This window comes from Paenibacillus aquistagni (assembly GCF_900177815.1).
Lineage (GTDB): Bacteria > Bacillota > Bacilli > Paenibacillales > Paenibacillaceae > Paenibacillus_B > Paenibacillus_B aquistagni.
In genome coordinates, this window is the sequence record NZ_FXAZ01000005.1 from 114,743 (window position 1) to 132,459 (window position 17,717).

The window sequence follows — 17,717 nt, forward strand, 5'->3', positions numbered from 1 at the left end:
TTAAGTTATGGCAATATTTATTTCAAAAATTGAGAATAAATCATTTTTATATCCCACCAACACAATTTTATGTAATATTAATTAACATATACAAAAACCGTAACGTTTGACTGTATGGTTTCGAATGAAGTATCATATGGTTATAAGAATGAAGAATACCTCACTTACAGTCATTCAAAGAGAAATAAAATACTGCAGTTCGCACGCACTGCAGCTCAGGTCGAATGTTGGTTTCGTCTTTTGCACGACATCAATTAGAGTAGGGAAACGGGGTGGAGGCAATTGTGAATATGAAGCTATACCGCATTGGGGAGTTAGCCCGGGCAACATCGCTAAGCCAGCGGACCATCGACTATTACACGAAGATCGGGCTCATCGAACCAGCTCAGCGAACAAATACCAATTATAGGTTGTATCACATTGAAACGATAGAGCGTCTCGAACGTATTAGTCAGTTAAAGAAAGAAAAGTACACTTTGGATGAAATCAAGAACTACTTTTCTCAATTAAGACGTGTTGCGAGCGATTCGGAGCTGATCAAACGAGTGACCGATCTTCAATTGCACATGGAGCAGCTTGAGCGTGATGCAAAGGAATTGCAGCCTATGCTTGAGAAGATGAAGCCCACGCAGCGCAAATCATTGCTTCAGCGCATCGGTCCACAAGGTGCTGCATGTATTGAAGTGCTAGTAGCCATTCTAGATAAACAACAGCATCTTATGTAAGCCACCGTCGAAGATACCCCTAATTTGAAGCTAGATCAACAAGGAGGAACACATATGTTATTTTTTCACCCTATGGATTTCCTTATCATTATCGCCTTTGGATTGTCTCTTTGGGCGCAGTTCCGAGTAAAAGGAACGTTTAACCAATTCTCTAAAGTAAGAATTCACAGCGGCATGACAGGCTATGAAGCTGCACGCCGCATGCTCGACAATAACGGCCTGCACGACGTACCGGTAGAACCTGTGCGCGGAACGCTATCTGACCACTATGACCCAATCAAACGCGTGGTTCGCTTGTCTGAGCCCGTATACTATGAAAGTTCTGTTTCTGCTGTATCCGTGGCGTGCCATGAAGTCGGACATGCGATTCAGCATCAGCAATCCTACCCGATGCTTGTGCTTCGACACCGCATGTTTCCAATTGTGAACTTGGCCTCAGGCATTGCGCCTTTCTTATTGATTGCAGGCTTCCTGTTCCAAGCAACCGGCTTAATCGGCCTTGGCATCATCTTCTTCTCCGCCGCGGTCGCATTTCAACTGGTTACACTGCCTGTTGAGTTCAACGCCAGCAGTCGAGCTCGCGATCTGATGATCTCCGAGGGCTTCATCACAAACGATGAAGAACGCGGAGTGGCCAAGGTATTGAACGCCGCTGCTCTGACTTATGTAGCCGCCGCTCTGATCTCACTGCTTGAATTGCTCAAGTATATTATGATCTTTGCCAATAACCGCGACTAACACCAAGCCACAACAAAGCCCTGTTGATTCGAATTATCGAATCAACAGGGCTTTTTGACGTGCAGTACAATGTTGTATGAAGCCGGTCTTGAATTGGGCGAATGCCATTTTTATTTTGTCGTATGATCTTTAAAATATTCGAGGAGAAAGCGTTGAAAGGTCTCGGCAACCCGCGGCAGCTTCTCATCTACTCTGCGAATAAGCCCCACTGTTCTCGTCACTTTAGGCTCTGCGATGCGCACACTGACAGGTTGAAGCTCTGATGTGTGCCGTAGTGCCATCTCTGGGAGCAAACTCACACCCATTCCTGCTGCAACAAGACCTCTAATCGTGTCCGTTTCCTCGCCTTCAAAGCCAATGCTCGGAGAAAATCCAGCCTGAACGCAGGCATCCCAAACAATTGGCCTGAGCGAGTAACCCTGACTAAATAACACAAATGTATCATCCTTGAGCTCAGAGAGATGGATCTCCTCCTCGTTCGCCAATCGATGATTAGGTGGCAGAATCGCTGCCAGCTCCTCCGTGAGCAGAATCTCACCGGTTACCTGCTCACACTTCTCCGGATAAGGAGAGATAAAAGCCAGATCAATCTCACCGTTAATTACATCGCGAATAAGTGATGGATACATGCCTTGCTTAAAGCGAAACTTGACATTAGGATGAAGCTTGCGAAATGCTGCAACAACGGACGGAATTAAATGAATACCCAAGCTGTGCGGAAACCCGATTCGAATCTCGCCAAGCTCCGGATCAATGAATTCCTGAATCTCCTGAACCGCCTTCTCAAGCTCCTTCAAGATAGCCTCAGCTCTTTTGAGAAAAAGCTGCCCAACTGGCGTCAGTTGAAGATTACGCCCCTTTTGTAAGAAGAGCTTCACACCCAGCTCTTCTTCAAGCTGATGAATCTGCCGGCTAACCGCAGACTGAGCAACATGCATTTCTTCCGCAGCCTGCGTCACATGCTCCTTCTGTGCAACCTTCACAAAGTAATACAACTGCCTAAGCTCCACAATCCCTCAACGCTCCGTTCTTTTTTATACTGCTCTGTATGAGTTATTCTTATATCAGGATACCGCCGAGGCTATCGGCGATGAATCCAGCGCATAGCAGCAAAGAGAATAAAGCCTGCTGCCAAACCGCCAAGATGAGCGCTCCAGCTAATATTAGTCATGAGGAAAGACTGTACCACACCAAGACCAAGAATAATGTACAAGGTCTTGCGTGAAGCTTCATCCAACGCCTGACGATGGAAGATCGCAATAAATAAGTACGCCCCGTATAGACCATATATCGCACTGGATGCTCCTGCCATCAGAGTCCCCCACTCTGAGGCATAGACACTGAATGCATTCCCTACAATTCCGCTCAGCACATACAACAGCGCATACCGAACGTGTCCGAGAATGCGTTCTAGCGGCGGTGCAAACACAAACAAAGCGAACATATTAAACAGCAAGTGTTCAAATCCTATATGAAGAAACATCGCACTTACCAAGCGCCACGTCTGTTCCACAAATGGCTCCCACTTCAACACCGCCCCAAATCGAAGCAGCGTCTCCCCGTTCGTTGAGCCCCCATTCATTGCAAGAATAATAAACATCACGATGTTCACGACAATCAATGCGCTCGTGACAGGGAACTGCTTCAGGTAGCTTCGCCAATTCTCATAGCGAATAAAAATCATCGCCTCACACTCCTTTCAGCAATCATTCTCAAGCTGAACTGTCATTCATAGCGAACGAAGATTGGACAACTTAAGTTTTGTACGATTATAATAGTATCAGAGTTTTGCCAATTATTAGATCAGTTACGCAAGGAGGTAACCTATCATGACTGTAGAACGCACTGGTGCTGCTACTTTCAAAGGAAATCCAATTACACTTATTGGACCTGAATTACAAGTCGGTGCTGAAGCCCCTGACTTCAATTTACACAAGAACCTGCTTGAGACAGCAAGCCTCAATGACTTCGCAGGCAAGATCAAGCTTATCAGCGTCGTGCCTTCGATCGATACTGGCGTTTGCGACATGCAGACTCGCCGGTTCAACGAAGAGGCTTCCAAGCTCGGCGAGCAAGTTGTCGTGCTTACAGTGAGTGCTGACCTTCCATTCGCCCAAGCGCGTTGGTGTGGTGCAGCAGGCGTTGACCAAGTCGTCATGCTCTCCGATTACAAGAACAACAGCTTCGGCCAAGCGTACGGCTTGTTGATTAAGGAGTTCCAGCTCGACATGAGAGCGATCTTCGTCCTAGATGCAGACAATAAGATCACTTATGCGGAGTATCTTCCTGAGATGACAGAACATCCTAATTACGATGCTGCCATCGAAGCTGTTAAAGCCCTTGTCTAATCTACACACAAAAAGCGAGAGCAGAGCTGTGGCTCTTCTCTCGCTCAGCTGTTCCTCTCGAATTAAGGTTGTGTAAGATGACTGGACAGCTTCTTGTCTAATACAGAATAAAGATCGAGAATCACTCGGTAGTTGGCACCAAGATCCCCCATCCCGCCTCTTGAGGCGGAGTATATATCAACCGCTGTCTTCACAGGGCTTACCGATACAATAGATACGGTTATATCCATCGTTCTTCCGGTTGCAGTCCGCTTCTCTAATGTAATTTCCCCTACATTCGGAACCTCATGCAAGAGCTTATATCCTTGAATCTTCTTAAGCGTAGAAGAAACCTCTGCCCAAGCCTTGTCCTTTGATAAGGAGTAATAATGCGTTTTCAGTTTTGGATCTTTAGCTCGATCACTGGTCGTTTCGAAACTGCGAATAACACCAGCAAGTGTTCGTTTGAGTGACAAAAGCGTCTTCCTCCTTTATATGAACTGCCGTTGCTCACTTATTACAGTGTATCATTGAACGCGTATAGAGAAAAGAGCTAAACGACAGAACAAACAAAAAACACCTTCTGCTTGAAGAGTCTTCAAACAGAAAGTGTCATTTTTCCAGAAAACCCGCGAATGCCGTTCGACTTTAATGTTTCTGAACCTGCTCTCACAGGTGGGTGCCCTCAAAGCCACGTTTGACTACTCAGTGAAGAGCTTGTCAGCAGAGACTCAATGTTGAACTCCCTAGAAACCATCATTGGTTCAAAACAACGAAAGCCGTAACGCACATCGCAGGAGTCTTTTAAGTTGTAGACTCATTATAAAATGCTTTTCGACAAAAGTAAAGCTGTGACTTATCGAAACATGCACTTTCTAAGACTTGGAATCCGAAGAAGGCTTGTCCCCATCATGATCACGACGCTCTTCCCCGGATAACAGCGCTTCATCTCCTGGCGACTCACTGTCCTCATTGCCCTGCTCAGCCATCTTCGCCTGCTGCTCCTGCATCTTCTGATACGTGGAATAGAAGTTAAAGAACGCATAATACGCAATCACAGCGCCTGCAAAGAAAATGATAATGAACGGGTACTTAATACCGAAGTACAGAATCGCACCGCTTACAACCGCTGTCAGCACCACTCGAATTGGACGGAATACAGTAAGCAGAATACTGTTCTTCAAAATATCAAAAGTCTTCATATGGTAATGGGATACCATCGAGAAGAAGTTGAATAATGAAACAAATAAAATGATGAGCAATCCAAGCATCACATAACCAATCATGCGCATGGATGTCAATTGCGTCATGTAGACGGTGTAGTCAATGTACATAATGACAAACAACAGCGTATAGAAGATCCCGCCGATCATCGCCTGCTTGTAGTTCTCCTTGTAGGAGCCAAAGAACGTCTTAAGCAGCTTCACATCCGTATCACCCATAATCCACTTGCGTGCTACCGAAAACATCGCTGAAGTGGCAGGGAATAAAGTAAACGGTGCCAAAATTCCCATGGCCCAGTTCATTTGCAAGGATTCATTCGGGAAGTCACCTGCCATAAACAGGAGCTTCAAGAATAATGCCGCAAAAAACGGCAGTCCGCATACTAGCCACAAAAGATTGGTGACCGAAAATCGCATAATCCATTCTGAGATGCGATAAAATCCACCCATTAACCCTCTAAATTCCAAACGAGACACCTCCATCATCCTGTCTCTTAACTATAATACAAACGGAGGTTGTACACCAGTGCCTATTTTCATGCATCTAGGTCAACGTCTATGCCGAAAAAGACCCACTGCCATATGATGTACAGTGTCTAGAAGAGATCAGCACTCAAAGGAGGATTGCCACATGGGTCAATTAGGAGGATATGGTGGTTGCTGTGGAGTAGGCGGTTTGGGTACTAACGTAGGAGCTATTCTGGTACTGTTCATCCTGCTCGTTATCATTAGCCGCGCATTCTGCTACTAATATTACTTTATACCCCATAACGTCTATCACACATCAGAGGAGCAGGAGGGATTCCCCTCCTGCTCCTCTCCTAACTAAGCACACTGCAATCCATTGGCTACAAATCCGGCAGGATTAAGCCAGTTTCATCAGCTTCGCTCCCTGACCATTTAGAATGGCCTGCTTCAGATCGCCGCAGTATATCATCTCAAGCCTCGCGCACTGCCTAAAGTCCTCAGGCGTCACCCACTCTGCTTGTTTTTGGAACAGATCGCATCCGCTGTATTGAAGAACCGAAGCGACAAACTGCGAGCAAAAAAAGGCGTTATCGCGTTCAATGCGCACACGAAATACAATTCCGATCAAGCCTAATAAGTTGTAGCGATAACGTTCCTGATCGTGCTCTATATGACGAATCCTTCTACGCAGGCGCTCATAGACGTCCAGCGAAACCGTCATTTTGTATATCGCACACTGAGTAGGACGGTGATCAGAGCGTATTAGACTGCCATACAACTGTTCACGTACAAAGCCCCCGATAAAAGGGTTGGCAGGATCCTTTCTGCCAAAGCTGTATACTTCCGTCAGTTCTCGATCAAAAGCGATGGAGACATGATTGAGGGGTTGACGCGTGTATAGCTTAATCATCTGGGACAGCCAGGTCCCTGTATCCGTTAATAAGATATAGATCGTTTTCTGTTCCAGCACTGATATCACCCGATACGAATAAAATGAGTTATTCTTATTGTATATTTAAAGGGGATGTTTGGATACAACCTAGAGCCTAATTCCAATCCAGACTTTAGTCGAGGATCATGAAATGAAAGGTAATCATATCCACAATCCCCATTGTACATAATTAGACGCCGAAGTGCATGAAAAGTTGTTCTACACCCAGGGCGAAGCACGTATGAAATGAATCATTTTCGAGCATCAAGTTGGTCAAAGTTCTGCCTATCAGCACCGATACTCTCTTCGTATCAGGATCAGGAGGATAAGGTAAAATAAAGCTTGACAGTGATAAAGAAAATAGCTGCTGCATAAATAAGGCGACACCTGCCCCAAAACGAGGTAGGTGTCGCCTTTTTATGACTCAACCCCACTGAACAATCACAACTTCTTCAGCGGTCTTATTTGATTCATTGCTCTTATTGATTATTCAGAATCCGAATTGAAGCGGGATTCACGATTCTCATAGCTGCGGCGTGGTCGACGATCCCCACCACCAGAGCGGTCGCCACCGCCACTGGAACGATCGCGGTCATACTCGCGGCGGGAGCCGTAATTGTTGTTACGGTTATCCCCGCGGTTATTATTGTAACCGCCGCGACGATCCTTGTTGTCACGATAGTTGCTGCCGCCTCCACCAGAGCCGTAGCGGCCGCCGCCGCTTCTGCCGTATGGTGCATTGAGTCTGCGGCCATTAGAACGAATGTCCGGCTTGCGACGCTTCGCACGGATTGGATCCTCTGGCGTAAGATTGACTTGTACATCCTTCTTCTCGCCTGTAAGCAATTTGAAGGCTGCGCTCAACAATTGAACAGAATCATATTGCTCAAGAAGCTGCAGCGTAATTGCTTTGTATTCATTCAGCTCTTCATCCCCATGGATGACATCGATCAATCGATCAGCAACGACACGCTGCTTGCCTTCGATCGCTTCTGCCAAGCTTGGCATTGGCTTGCGGTTGATGCGATGGCGCGTTACGCGCTCAATGAAGTGAAGATGATCCATCTCACGTGGAGTTACGAAGGACCATGCGCTGCCTTCTTTACCTGCGCGTCCAGTACGGCCGATACGGTGTACATAAGACTCAGGATCTTGCGGCAAATCGAAGTTGATAACATGCGTTACACCGGAAACATCAAGACCACGAGCAGCTACGTCGGTAGCCACAAGCACGTCGATGCTGCCGTCACGGAACTTGCGCATAACCGCGTCGCGTTGGTTCTGAGACAGGTCGCCATGCAGGCCGTCCGCTGTATAACCACGCTTTTGCAATGCTTCAGACAATTCATCTACACGGCGCTTCGTACGACCGAATACAATCGCAAGCTCCGGAGATTCCATATCCAAGAGACGGCTAAGCGCATCGAACTTGGAGCGCTCATTCACTTCGATATAGTTCTGTTCAATAAGCGGTGCACTCACTTGCTTAGGCATTACGGATACATGCTCAGGATTCTTCAAGAATGTATTCGCGAGCTTCTGAATGTTAGGTGGCATTGTCGCGGAGAACAACATTGTTTGGCGTTCATCTGGAACCAGCTTCAAGATAGATGTGATGTCATCCATGAAGCCCATGTCAAGCATTTCATCCGCCTCATCCAGCACGACAGTGTTGACATCGTCAAGACGAATGGTTTTGCGATTGATATGGTCAAGTAATCGACCTGGTGTGCCGATAATAATTTGAGGGCGCTTTTTGAGCGCGCGGATCTGGCGTCCGATATCTTGTCCGCCATAGATAGCGAGTGAACGAACACCCTTAAAGCGGGAAAGCTTGCCGATCTCTTCAGATACTTGGATCGCAAGCTCACGAGTTGGAGTCATAACGAGTGCAACTACACGTTCTTCACTCGTATCAATCTTCGTAATAAGCGGAATACCGAATGCTGCTGTTTTACCTGTACCTGTTTGCGCTTGTCCGATCATATCGCTGCCTGATAGCGCAACAGGAATCGCTTTTTCCTGAATTGGCGTAGATTCTTCAAATCCCAATTCTGTAATCGCTTGAAGCACTTTAGGCTCCAAACCAAATTCTGCAAAATTTTTCAATATATTCATGCTCCTTCTGTGTGGACAAACCACTGCCTTATCTATATTCTTAAGTATCGTGACATAGGTGACGAATGGCACATCGACCCCTCGTCTTATCATATACAATGCGAAGTGAAGCCATCATTTATGTTCACCCGCTTAATCGCTCATGCGTACATCTCATCTAAATGAAGCATACTCAAGAATATCTAAACCAGTATAACATATTTAATTAACTTATTTCCAGTAAGAAGATTTGAATTCGTTTGTGTTGGGGTGAATGGTTTGAAAAGGTTGTTTCACGTTCTAGTCATCATACTTGGTGCATTCAGCATGGCCATTGGGATCAAGGTTTTCCTCGTCCCTAATCATTTTTTGAGTGGCGGTGTGTCTGGTGTATCCATGATCACAAGTTACCTAACCGGCTGGAACATCAGTATTCTTTATTTTGCACTCAATTTGCCTTTAATGATTTGGGGTTGGTTCGCCCTTGGTCGAAGATTCATCTCTTATTCGATCATCAGCGTTGTTGCTACCACCTACTTCATTTCGTTGATTCCTGCGATCTCGCTCTCTAATGAGCCGCTATTATGCGCGGTATTCGGAGGAACCTTTGTCGGCATCGGCGTTGGCATCTCCTTGAGGGTTGGCGGATCCACAGGTGGATTTGACATCATCGGATCTATTGTTACCAAGTATCGCGATTTTCCTATCGGAAATATCTCGGTGACTATGAATGGTGTCGTCATCATTACCCATGGGATATTGACCATGAACTGGGAGCTTGTCCTGTACTCCATGGTATCCATTTTTACGACAGGCAAAGTCATGGACTTTATTTTTATCAACCACTACAAGGTGACGGTATACATCATCACATGCAATAAAGAAGCCTTAATGGAGAGGCTGCTTTCCTTGCCGCATGGTATAACCGTTATCAAGACGAGAGGCGCCTTCTCAGATATTGAGCGGGATATGCTGATGACCGTAACCACACGCTATGAACTGTCCGATCTGAAGCGGGTGATCAAAGAAGCGGATCCCAAAGCCTTTGTCAACATCGTGGAGACCGTGGGGGTCATCGGGAACTTCCGCAAGCCAAGGGCCTTCTAATCGAATAAATATACATAAGCTCACGCCTTCATGTTAGATGCAAGCTTCTTCTACGAAGCCGATTCATCGAGCATGAGGCATGAGCTTTTTTAATTCAATCACAGTTAAATATCCTAAAATATTACATATAACTAATAACTGCTAAGGGAGCTTCTTCACAAATACATAGCCTGCGCCCTTTGAAATACGCTTCTTCTCGACGATCGACAACTCATTCCATTCCATCCCCATCATTCCCTTATCCATCAGCACCTCTGCTTGTGCGAAAGCCTCTTCTTCAGAGCTTGCCACCACGACGCAATCCAAGGTATGAGACGCTGTAGCTGCTTCCAATCGATATAAGTACACGCTTGACATTTCCATACGCTAATCTCCTTCATTCAGGAAAATACATCCATCTGTAATATTTGACATTATACCCGACTCATCTACAGATGCAAGCTAAAATAATCGATGATGAAACAGCTTTATATGCATAAATATTAGATTGTGAGCAACATCTCACTCAAGAAAAGAGCGTCTGAATCTGCACAACATCAGACTAATTCGCTGCGGCCTGATTATAAACGCTCAAGTCTTGGATGAAGTAGCTTCCCCCTGCATTCCTGCCCACATAATCATGAATGATGATGCGAAGGGATAAGATATGCTGCTGGGGCTCAAATACAGACTCTACCGTCCCTATTCCATCTTGTCCCGCTTCTATCTCCCAGACGGCAGCTCGCACTTCATGCACCTTGCGCCAATTCGATTCGCCATCCTCAGATACTTCAATATCCCAGGAGGTAGGACCGCTCGCTGCGGCTTGAAGAACGGTTAATGCGACCGAGTCCAAGGTCTGCGGCGTACTCCAATCCAGATAGTATGCGTGGGGGAGCGGCTCACGAGCCATGCTCTCAAGCCTCGTGTCCGGTTGGCCATCATTGATGTAGCAAATATGAGATTCCGCCTTGTACAAATCTCCCCAGGAGATATCATTGCCTAAACCACTGACTGCTTGTGAAGCAAGATTGGCGCTTGCTGCCTCAGAACGAGAAGCGACGCATTGCATTGGCATGCCCTCGCGCTTGTAAACACGGAAGTAATCGATATAAAACTCTTTTGGATAGGGGACGGATTCGTCCAGTTCGCCAATCCATCCCCCATTGCCGTCATTAATTTGTAGCAGGGTAGCCATCGGATAATTAGGCGACTGATTGATTTGCCAATATAGTTCGTGATCCAGATAGAACTTCATACCGGTCTCATCCCATTCCAGTCCATAAGTATGAAAGTCCTCGGATAAATCCACTGCTGTTTGATAAGGAATATGCGCATACTCCAGCTTGGAATCACGCAAGGCGTGAAGAGTGGTATTTAGTAAATGAGTATCTTTTCCGAGCAGCTCAAAAATATCAACTTCGGCATTCTGTTCCTTTTCATTCTCAAAGCCAATCATCCACCACGCGCTGTTCAGCCCGCTTCCCTTTGCCACCTTAGCACGCAGCTCAAAGTAGCCGTATTGTGTAACGAGATTCATCACTGCACGATCATGATGATCAATCCTAAGCTGGTCGGAATATCGATGCATCCCATCTCGCATCCCTGTCGTAATTGCTGAGATGTGCTGATTCTCGTCTGATAATCTTAAAACAATGCAGCTGTCTTTGAATTCGTAATCTGCCAATGCCTCTTCTTTGGGCTTCCAATGCGATATGCCATAGGGCGAGAAAGTAGAGGGATTCAGGACAGGGCCTTCAAACTCCTCGTGAAAGACTAAGCTCCAGCCTGGCTTGTCAAGCTTGTGATCCATGTTAGACATCCATTAACCGCTCCTCTCAAGTGCAGCTGATACAAAGGCAAGCCTTGGTTCTGATGCCTATAGTGTACTTGGATTGCAAGCAGATGTATTTAGCCTGTAGTAACACTTATGTAGCCGATAATTACAGTAGCTCGGTCAAAGCTAGCTTTTTTTCATTAGATGGATGAGATAAATGAGATAAATGCGATTAGGCTTCACTTGAGAGTTCAAGTGGAGAAGCCAGATCCATAGAAGAGCGAACCATGGAAGCAAACCGGCTAGGACTAAGCCCAAGTCTCTTCTTGAACATGCGGCTGAAAGAATGAACATCCGCATAACCCACTTGCTCCGCTATCTCACTCATGCTCCATCTCGTATTTATGACCAGCTGCTTCGCCTTATCCATTCGGATCTCGGTTAAGTAATCAAGCGGTGTTCGTCCATAGGCTTCGCGAAATTGACGAATGAGATAATTGCGGCTTAGGCCCGACATGTCACATAAGGTATCCAATCGAATCGTGGAAGGGTACTGTTCTTTCATATAGTTGCAAATATGTACGATGCTCACAGGAATTTTGTTTTTCTCCTCCAATGCTGTGCATGTTGGCGCCTTATGTCCAAGAAGCTCCGCCAGCACTTGAAGCAGCAGTCCTTGTGCCTTCATGCAGCTGGCCGGCGTTTGCTGCTCGATACCTTGAATGAGATCCAACAGCAACAACAGCACTGCAGTGTCCTGCAAGCGCCCTAAATAACCATGCTGCCCTAGCAAATGATCCACTGGTGAGCGTGATGACCCAAAGTGGAAGGTCACCGTAATGCCGCAATAGGCTTCCTGTGCAGACGGGTGCAGCGATCGAAGCGTATGAGGCGGAACAAGGTAGGCATCCCCATTGCGAATCACATAGCTATGCTGATCCAGCTTAAGCTCTGCCCGACCTTCAACCCCGTACAAAAGCTGATATTGAGGAACGACCTGAGGAGACATAAACCAGTTTGCAGGCGGCTTGAACATATGCGCCAATGTAATGTATGGGGGAAACAAGAACCGCTTCTCTAGGTACTGCAGCGTTTCTTCCGGTTCAATGACAGGAAGCCTGTCCATAACATCTTCCTCCTTTTTGCAATTAGTGAGCAATTAAACAAAAATGATGGCCTAGTCTTATGATGTCATTTATGCCAATTATCGCTCGCCATCATCGCTCATGTCTGATTCCATAACCATTAATCCCTATTCTACAATGGGTTCCAGGTTCTAATACTATGACACAACTTACAAATTCTTTTATGACAAAAAAGGAGCCTCTTGATATCCAAGAGACTCCTCTGTAATACGCTCATGAATTATTGAGACAAGCGAGTTGCAAGCTCATACAATTCCATGTTGAATTCCTTTTTCGTGTTCACAACAAGGTCGATGTCTGTGGCAACAAGCTCGCCATTGATAATGCCGCAGCCTTTGCCGGACACGCCTGACATCAATTGTTGAACCGCGAAGTCGCCAAGACGGCTAGCCAGAATGCGGTCGAACGGCGTTGGGGATCCACCGCGTTGAATATGGCCAAGCACCGTTACACGAGGCTCAACCGTCGGGCATCGCTCGATGATGCCATTGCAGATATCCTCGCCTTTGCCTACGCCTTCTGCTACAAGCACAATACTATGGCGCTTGCCTGCCTCGAAGTTATGTCTCATGCGTTCAGCTACGTCATCGAGATTAAATGGCACTTCTGGAACGAGAATCGATTCCGCACCGCTTGCAAGACCCGCAAACAATGCGATGTCGCCACAGTGGCGTCCCATAACCTCAACAACAGAGGAACGTTCATGGGAGCTCATTGTATCGCGCAGCTTGTTCACCGCATCCACAACGACGCCTACTGCAGTATCAAAGCCGATTGTATAATCGGTAAAAGAAATATCATTGTCAATCGTACCTGGAAGACCCATGGTCTTAATGCCTAATTTGGACAATTTGTTCGCACCTTGATACGATCCGTCACCACCGATAACGATCAAGCCATCGATGCCGCGTGCGCGAAGAATCTCAGCACCTTTTTGCTGTCCTTCTGGCGTTGTAAACTCTTTGCAGCGAGCGGATTGAAGCACAGTGCCGCCGCGCTGAATAATGTCACCTACACTGCGAAGATCCATTTGACGCATATCGTCATTCAATAGTCCTTGATAACCGCGTTGAACCCCAAACACTTCAAGGCCATTAAAAAGGGCTGTGCGGACAACTGCACGAATGGCAGCGTTCATTCCTTGAGAATCTCCACCACTTGTGAGAACGGCAATTTTTTTTACAGCAGACATCATTGATTCCTCCCTGTCATCCTCTAATACATATGTTTTCTAATCCAGTGGCTGTTGATCCAGAAAAAGATCCTCATCAGAGGACTTCCCTTCATCAACCTTTTGGAAACTTGCAATACTTCTGATTGCTCCCTTACTTTGTGATCAGACAAGTACAGCGCCAGCAGCCCTTCAATAATCATGCGGTGATAGCGCGCATTGGGCAGCTTGCTTGTCGCCTGCTTCGCCTTAGTCGCAAAGTGCTCAATCCTTAAGATAACCGTCTCTTGATCGGGATAATAATTGCAAAAATTCAAATCACCGCCGATGCGGTCTTCTTCCTGATCGATAAGGTAGTCAAGCAGAATATGTAAACCACATACATACGGAAAATAGGCCTCTCGTATGATACGGGCATGCTCCCTAGTCATGTTCTTATCAACGGCAGCAGCAAATAAATAAAACATGCCGAGCGTTGATCCTGTGGCTGCAGCAAATTCATTCCACCCAAGTTCAGAAAAGTCATGCTGATAAGGCTCCCACCATGTAAGCAGTGCGGATTCACGCTTCGTCTTATCAATATGCTTATACACCTGAAGGTCTGTATACCAGGTAACCAATTGGACAATATCTTCTCGAACTTGATCATACGCCTCCAGCTTCTCGATAGAGTCTCGACAGGTCATGACCAGCGCATGCAAATAACCGCCGTCATCCTGCTCTTCTCGGAGCGCGTAATAATTCGTGAGCGGGCGTTCAGGCTGCACTGCATCCAGCATCGATTGATGCAGTAGCCGAAAGTCGCGCGGATCTAACGAAGTGCTGCGATCGCATAAATTGTCCAAATAGTCGCTAATCGTCTGAAAGGCGACAATAAGCGGAATCAGGATGTCCCGTTGTTCCGGATAAATCGCGGCATATACGGAACCACCTTCACAATGGAATTGTTTTGTGCTTAAACTGGCTAAAGCCTGCTGCCGCAATTCCTCATTCGGAATAGAAGCCGCTCTCGCTGACCATCTGGCCAGTTCCTGACGGACTTCAGGCAGCAAATATTTGTATACACGATACATTAAACGTAAAGGCTCGCTTGGAGCACTTTGAGCATGTAATTGCCGGTACAAGAATAGCCTCCGTTCTCCTCACTATCAAGATGCGGACTCGTTATACATTTTAGCCAAAACTTATTATATTACGAAGTGACAGATTGCACAAACATTCTGCACAAACTTCTATTGGTGAGATTTGGCATCTAATTCTTGCTGGGTGCCGTACCACAGATTGAGGTCATGGATGGTGCTCGCAAGATCAGCTATCTCCTGATTCAGCTTGCACGATTGTTCAAAGTCTTCTTCTTCAAATAACGCTTCCTGCTTCTCAATGACAACATGTTCAATCGATTTGATTCGGTCTGGAATCGCGCCGCGAATTTCTTCCCATCTGTGCAGGACATGACTTTGCTCCTGCTGGCTCAGTTGGCCCCATTGTCCTTCTAGCATTGGCACAAGGATTCCAAGCCGTTCATCCCATACAAAGAATGGTTCCACCATGACAACTCCTTACAGACACTCATTTCACTGATCACTTGCTGCGTTATCAAAATATATCATAGATCCAGATCAAACGAACATCTGTGAATTGTTCCTCTCCTGCATCTATCAACGGCAAGCCATAGCATGCTATACTACTGGTTATGGCTTTGGTGCCTGAATACAATCATCAAGAGCAGGAACGCCGGAAGGAGCATCTCACAGGCTATGAACCGATCTGATCGACAAGAGACCCATGTGCTAAGAGCCTATACTTTCGCTATCTTTATGATATCAGCCGTCATTATTTCATATATGCCGCTTTACTTTAAGTCCTTAGGCTTTGATAGCATTCAGATTGGCTTTCTTTATTCTTTGGGACCTCTCATCTCTATTGTATCAAACTTTATTTGGGGCGTCACAAGCGACCGGCTTCAAACGATTAAAAAAGTCATTTTGTTTTTGTTAACGGCTGTAACGATTATGGCCTTCTTTGTCTCAACTGCTCAGTCTTATGCGGCTGTTATTGTATTGATGTCCGCATTTAACTTTTTCTATTACCCCATTTTCCCGCTGACCGACAGCTTATCCATCGTAACCGCTCAGGCGCAAGGAAAGAGCTTTATCGGAATACGGGTATTCGGGTCGATTGGATTTGCTGTAAGCGCCCTGCTGCTCGGCTTTTTGCTTGGCAGGCTGGGGGCTGGCTATACGATCTATGTCATTTTGACGCTGAGCCTGATCTCCCTTGTCCTTGCTTCGTTTATGAAGGACCGTAAAGCATCTGTCAAGAAAATGGAGTTCGGCGGGCTATGGACAATCCTTAAGCAGCGGGACGTGCTGCTTTTCTTCCTCTGTGCGCTGCTGCTCGCTGTCGCTCATCGGATTAACGAAGCCTTCATTGGCTTGTCCATTATCATGCTTGGAGGACCGGAATCCATCGTAGGCTATGCCTGGATGATCTCTGCCGTAAGCGAGATCCCGATCTTCTTCTTATTAAATGCCTATGGCGACCGATTCCGGGAGCTTCCGCTGCTCACCGTATCAGCTGTAATGTACACGCTTCGCTTCCTCATCGCAGGGGCGGTGTCAGACCCTTATCTGCTGATGGGAACACAAGCCATGCACAGCGTCAGCTTCGGCATCTTCTACTTCGTAGCGGTACGCCATCTGAGCCATATCATCCCCGAGCAATATCGCGCCACTGGGATGGCGATCTATACGATCGTATGGTCAAGCATGGCCGGCTTGCTAAGCGGCGCTATCGGCGGTCCGCTGCTTGAAGCCTACGGCAAGGATACGGTGTTCTATACAGCCTGCGGATTCGCTATTGTAGCAGGCATCGGCTTCTTCTTGATGTCCTGGGCGGGCCAAAAGAAGCCTGCACATAAGCGTCAATCCATCTAGCCACGACTTAGCCATGACTGACAAGCAATTCACAAGAACATAACCACGCAAAAAAGAGCAGCTCCGGCCGATCATCGATCCAGAGCTGCTCTTACCTGCTATTGTACACTATTTATAAATGATAAGGGTTTATCATTATAATTTAATGACATTAGCTGCTTGTGGTCCGCGATTGCCATCGGTAATCTCGAACTCAACTTCTTGACCTTCATCCAATGCCTTGAATCCATCAGTCTGAATAGCAGAGTAATGTACGAATACGTCCTCGCCGCCTTCAACAGAAATGAAGCCGTAGCCTTTCTCTGCGTTAAACCATTTTACAGTACCTTTCAAGAAAAAAACCTCCTCACACTGTTCGCCTATTGAGCAGGCGAATACGGTTATTATACTGGAGCCATTTTAGAAATGCAACTTGGCCAACGAAAAGAAGCGTTTATCCCCTCCCTTTTATTTGATTTCACCCTAGTGCTGGGGTATGATGAAGAAGATGTACAATACATTAGAAAACCCTTCATTAGAAGGGAATTTACGGCGATTACAGAAATGGGGTTTTGCAGTAATCATGGCAAAGAAGCATGTCATCTACAAAAAAGATAATTGGAATATGCTGACGGTGGAAGCGCGCGGTCGCGAGCTTGTGCTAAGAGAAATATCCGATCAATGGGGAGAAGATTGCCACACCTTCCTTAGCCGCCCAGAGTTGATGGAGTGGGTGTCGAAGCGTTTTCCGAAGTCTGACTTTGAAGGCAATGAAGCAGAATGGGAAGAGATTATCGCAGCTTTCAAGGCGATATAAGGCATTTCCTGCGTACTATGGCTTCAACTGAATCAATAGCCTATGAAGCGGGTAAATAACGACATAAAGGCGGGTTAACATGGATGCATCCACAACCCTGATATTTATCATTTTAGCCTTCGTGCTCGGCGGTTTATTGGTATGGAAAAAGGAAACGATTCCTGCTGCGATGAGACGCTGGATGGCGGTAGTCGCGCTTGTTTTTATCGCATTTGCCTTTTTCCTTATCGTCTATTCTTTTGCGACCGCAGGCATGTAGCACTTGCAGCCTCTCTCAATGGACGAAGCAGCTGACCG

At 46.4% G+C, this 17,717-nt stretch carries 21 protein-coding genes and 1 other RNA gene; 8 read left to right on the top strand and 14 right to left on the bottom strand.

Translation table 11 applies throughout. The features are described from left to right. The first annotated feature begins 290 nt into the window (after positions 1–290). A complete protein-coding gene (locus B9Y93_RS17070) occupies positions 291–725 on the top strand; it encodes a MerR family transcriptional regulator (protein WP_085496313.1) in 435 nt (144 codons plus the stop codon). A gap of 54 nt (positions 726–779) precedes the next feature. Further along, the gene (locus B9Y93_RS17075; RefSeq protein ID WP_085496315.1) at positions 780–1,463 is read left to right on the top strand and encodes a zinc metallopeptidase; all 684 of its coding nucleotides are present in this window, start codon (positions 780–782) and stop codon (positions 1,461–1,463) included. A gap of 110 nt (positions 1,464–1,573) precedes the next feature. Here B9Y93_RS17075 and gltC read toward each other — a convergent pair whose 3' ends face one another. Both gltC and B9Y93_RS17085 read right to left on the bottom strand, forming a co-directional pair. Further along, entirely contained in the window at positions 1,574–2,473 is a 900-nt protein-coding gene (gene gltC, locus B9Y93_RS17080; protein ID WP_085496317.1) for a glutamate biosynthesis transcriptional regulator GltC, read from the bottom strand. A gap of 71 nt (positions 2,474–2,544) precedes the next feature. After that, positions 2,545–3,147: a rhomboid family intramembrane serine protease gene (locus B9Y93_RS17085; RefSeq protein ID WP_085496319.1), complete on the bottom strand. Its 603-nt coding sequence runs from the start codon at positions 3,145–3,147 to the stop codon at positions 2,545–2,547. Positions 3,148–3,292: 145 nt separating this feature from the next. Between B9Y93_RS17085 and tpx the strand changes: the two genes are divergently transcribed. After that, complete coding sequence (gene tpx / locus B9Y93_RS17090) at positions 3,293–3,811, top strand: thiol peroxidase (protein ID WP_085496321.1); 519 nt, start codon at positions 3,293–3,295, stop codon at positions 3,809–3,811. A 62-nt stretch (positions 3,812–3,873) separates the two neighbouring features. Here the strand turns inward: tpx and B9Y93_RS17095 are convergent, their stop codons facing one another. From B9Y93_RS17095 to B9Y93_RS17105, 3 genes are all read right to left on the bottom strand, one after another. Further along, positions 3,874–4,266, bottom strand: a complete 393-nt coding sequence (locus B9Y93_RS17095; RefSeq protein WP_085496323.1) for a DUF1499 domain-containing protein — start codon at positions 4,264–4,266, stop codon at positions 3,874–3,876. Positions 4,267–4,412: 146 nt separating this feature from the next. Further along, positions 4,413–4,593, bottom strand: a non-coding RNA gene (gene ssrS / locus B9Y93_RS17100) — 6S RNA. 72 nt (positions 4,594–4,665) lie between these two features. Then, a complete protein-coding gene (locus B9Y93_RS17105) occupies positions 4,666–5,481 on the bottom strand; it encodes a YesL family protein (RefSeq protein ID WP_085496819.1) in 816 nt (271 codons plus the stop codon). 163 nt (positions 5,482–5,644) lie between these two features. Here B9Y93_RS17105 and B9Y93_RS24760 point away from each other — a divergent pair, with 163 nt between their 5' ends. Continuing rightward, a complete protein-coding gene (locus tag B9Y93_RS24760; protein WP_217809699.1) occupies positions 5,645–5,764 on the top strand; it encodes a YjcZ family sporulation protein in 120 nt (39 codons plus the stop codon). Between the two features lie 114 nt (positions 5,765–5,878). Here B9Y93_RS24760 and B9Y93_RS17110 read toward each other — a convergent pair whose 3' ends face one another. Further along, positions 5,879–6,451, bottom strand: coding sequence for a C40 family peptidase (locus B9Y93_RS17110; protein ID WP_097676226.1), 573 nt, complete (start codon positions 6,449–6,451; stop codon positions 5,879–5,881). 447 nt (positions 6,452–6,898) lie between these two features. Further along, positions 6,899–8,521, bottom strand: coding sequence for a degradosome RNA helicase CshA (cshA, locus tag B9Y93_RS17115; protein ID WP_085496326.1), 1,623 nt, complete (start codon positions 8,519–8,521; stop codon positions 6,899–6,901). 267 nt (positions 8,522–8,788) lie between these two features. Between cshA and B9Y93_RS17120 the strand changes: the two genes are divergently transcribed. Continuing rightward, complete coding sequence (locus B9Y93_RS17120) at positions 8,789–9,616, top strand: YitT family protein (protein WP_085496328.1); 828 nt, start codon at positions 8,789–8,791, stop codon at positions 9,614–9,616. Positions 9,617–9,757: 141 nt separating this feature from the next. On the opposite strand, the gene B9Y93_RS17125 is transcribed toward B9Y93_RS17120, so the two are convergent. The 6 genes from B9Y93_RS17125 to B9Y93_RS17150 form a co-directional block, all read right to left on the bottom strand. Beyond that, positions 9,758–9,979, bottom strand: coding sequence for a DUF3906 family protein (locus B9Y93_RS17125; protein ID WP_240968258.1), 222 nt, complete (start codon positions 9,977–9,979; stop codon positions 9,758–9,760). A 178-nt stretch (positions 9,980–10,157) separates the two neighbouring features. Further along, a complete protein-coding gene (locus B9Y93_RS17130) occupies positions 10,158–11,417 on the bottom strand; it encodes a family 16 glycosylhydrolase (protein WP_085496330.1) in 1,260 nt (419 codons plus the stop codon). Between the two features lie 187 nt (positions 11,418–11,604). Further along, complete coding sequence (locus tag B9Y93_RS17135) at positions 11,605–12,498, bottom strand: AraC family transcriptional regulator (protein ID WP_085496333.1); 894 nt, start codon at positions 12,496–12,498, stop codon at positions 11,605–11,607. Between the two features lie 239 nt (positions 12,499–12,737). Next, a complete protein-coding gene (gene pfkA, locus B9Y93_RS17140) occupies positions 12,738–13,709 on the bottom strand; it encodes a 6-phosphofructokinase (protein ID WP_085496335.1) in 972 nt (323 codons plus the stop codon). Between the two features lie 23 nt (positions 13,710–13,732). Then, positions 13,733–14,761, bottom strand: a complete 1,029-nt coding sequence (locus B9Y93_RS17145) for a tetraprenyl-beta-curcumene synthase family protein (protein ID WP_085496826.1) — start codon at positions 14,759–14,761, stop codon at positions 13,733–13,735. 159 nt (positions 14,762–14,920) lie between these two features. Beyond that, entirely contained in the window at positions 14,921–15,235 is a 315-nt protein-coding gene (locus B9Y93_RS17150; protein ID WP_085496828.1) for a hypothetical protein, read from the bottom strand. A 210-nt stretch (positions 15,236–15,445) separates the two neighbouring features. Between B9Y93_RS17150 and B9Y93_RS17155 the strand changes: the two genes are divergently transcribed. Next, a complete protein-coding gene (locus tag B9Y93_RS17155; protein ID WP_085496337.1) occupies positions 15,446–16,624 on the top strand; it encodes an MFS transporter in 1,179 nt (392 codons plus the stop codon). A 135-nt stretch (positions 16,625–16,759) separates the two neighbouring features. On the opposite strand, the gene B9Y93_RS17160 is transcribed toward B9Y93_RS17155, so the two are convergent. Beyond that, entirely contained in the window at positions 16,760–16,957 is a 198-nt protein-coding gene (locus B9Y93_RS17160) for a cold shock domain-containing protein (RefSeq protein ID WP_085496338.1), read from the bottom strand. Positions 16,958–17,186: 229 nt separating this feature from the next. Between B9Y93_RS17160 and B9Y93_RS17165 the strand changes: the two genes are divergently transcribed. Both B9Y93_RS17165 and B9Y93_RS17170 read left to right on the top strand, forming a co-directional pair. Next, on the top strand, positions 17,187–17,420 hold the full coding sequence (locus tag B9Y93_RS17165) for a hypothetical protein (protein ID WP_085496340.1): 234 nt from the start codon (positions 17,187–17,189) through the stop codon (positions 17,418–17,420). Positions 17,421–17,499: 79 nt separating this feature from the next. Next, positions 17,500–17,679 carry a hypothetical protein gene (locus tag B9Y93_RS17170; protein WP_085496342.1) on the top strand — a complete coding sequence of 60 codons (180 nt, stop codon included), beginning with the start codon at positions 17,500–17,502 and terminating at the stop codon, positions 17,677–17,679. Positions 17,680–17,717: the final 38 nt, after the last annotated feature.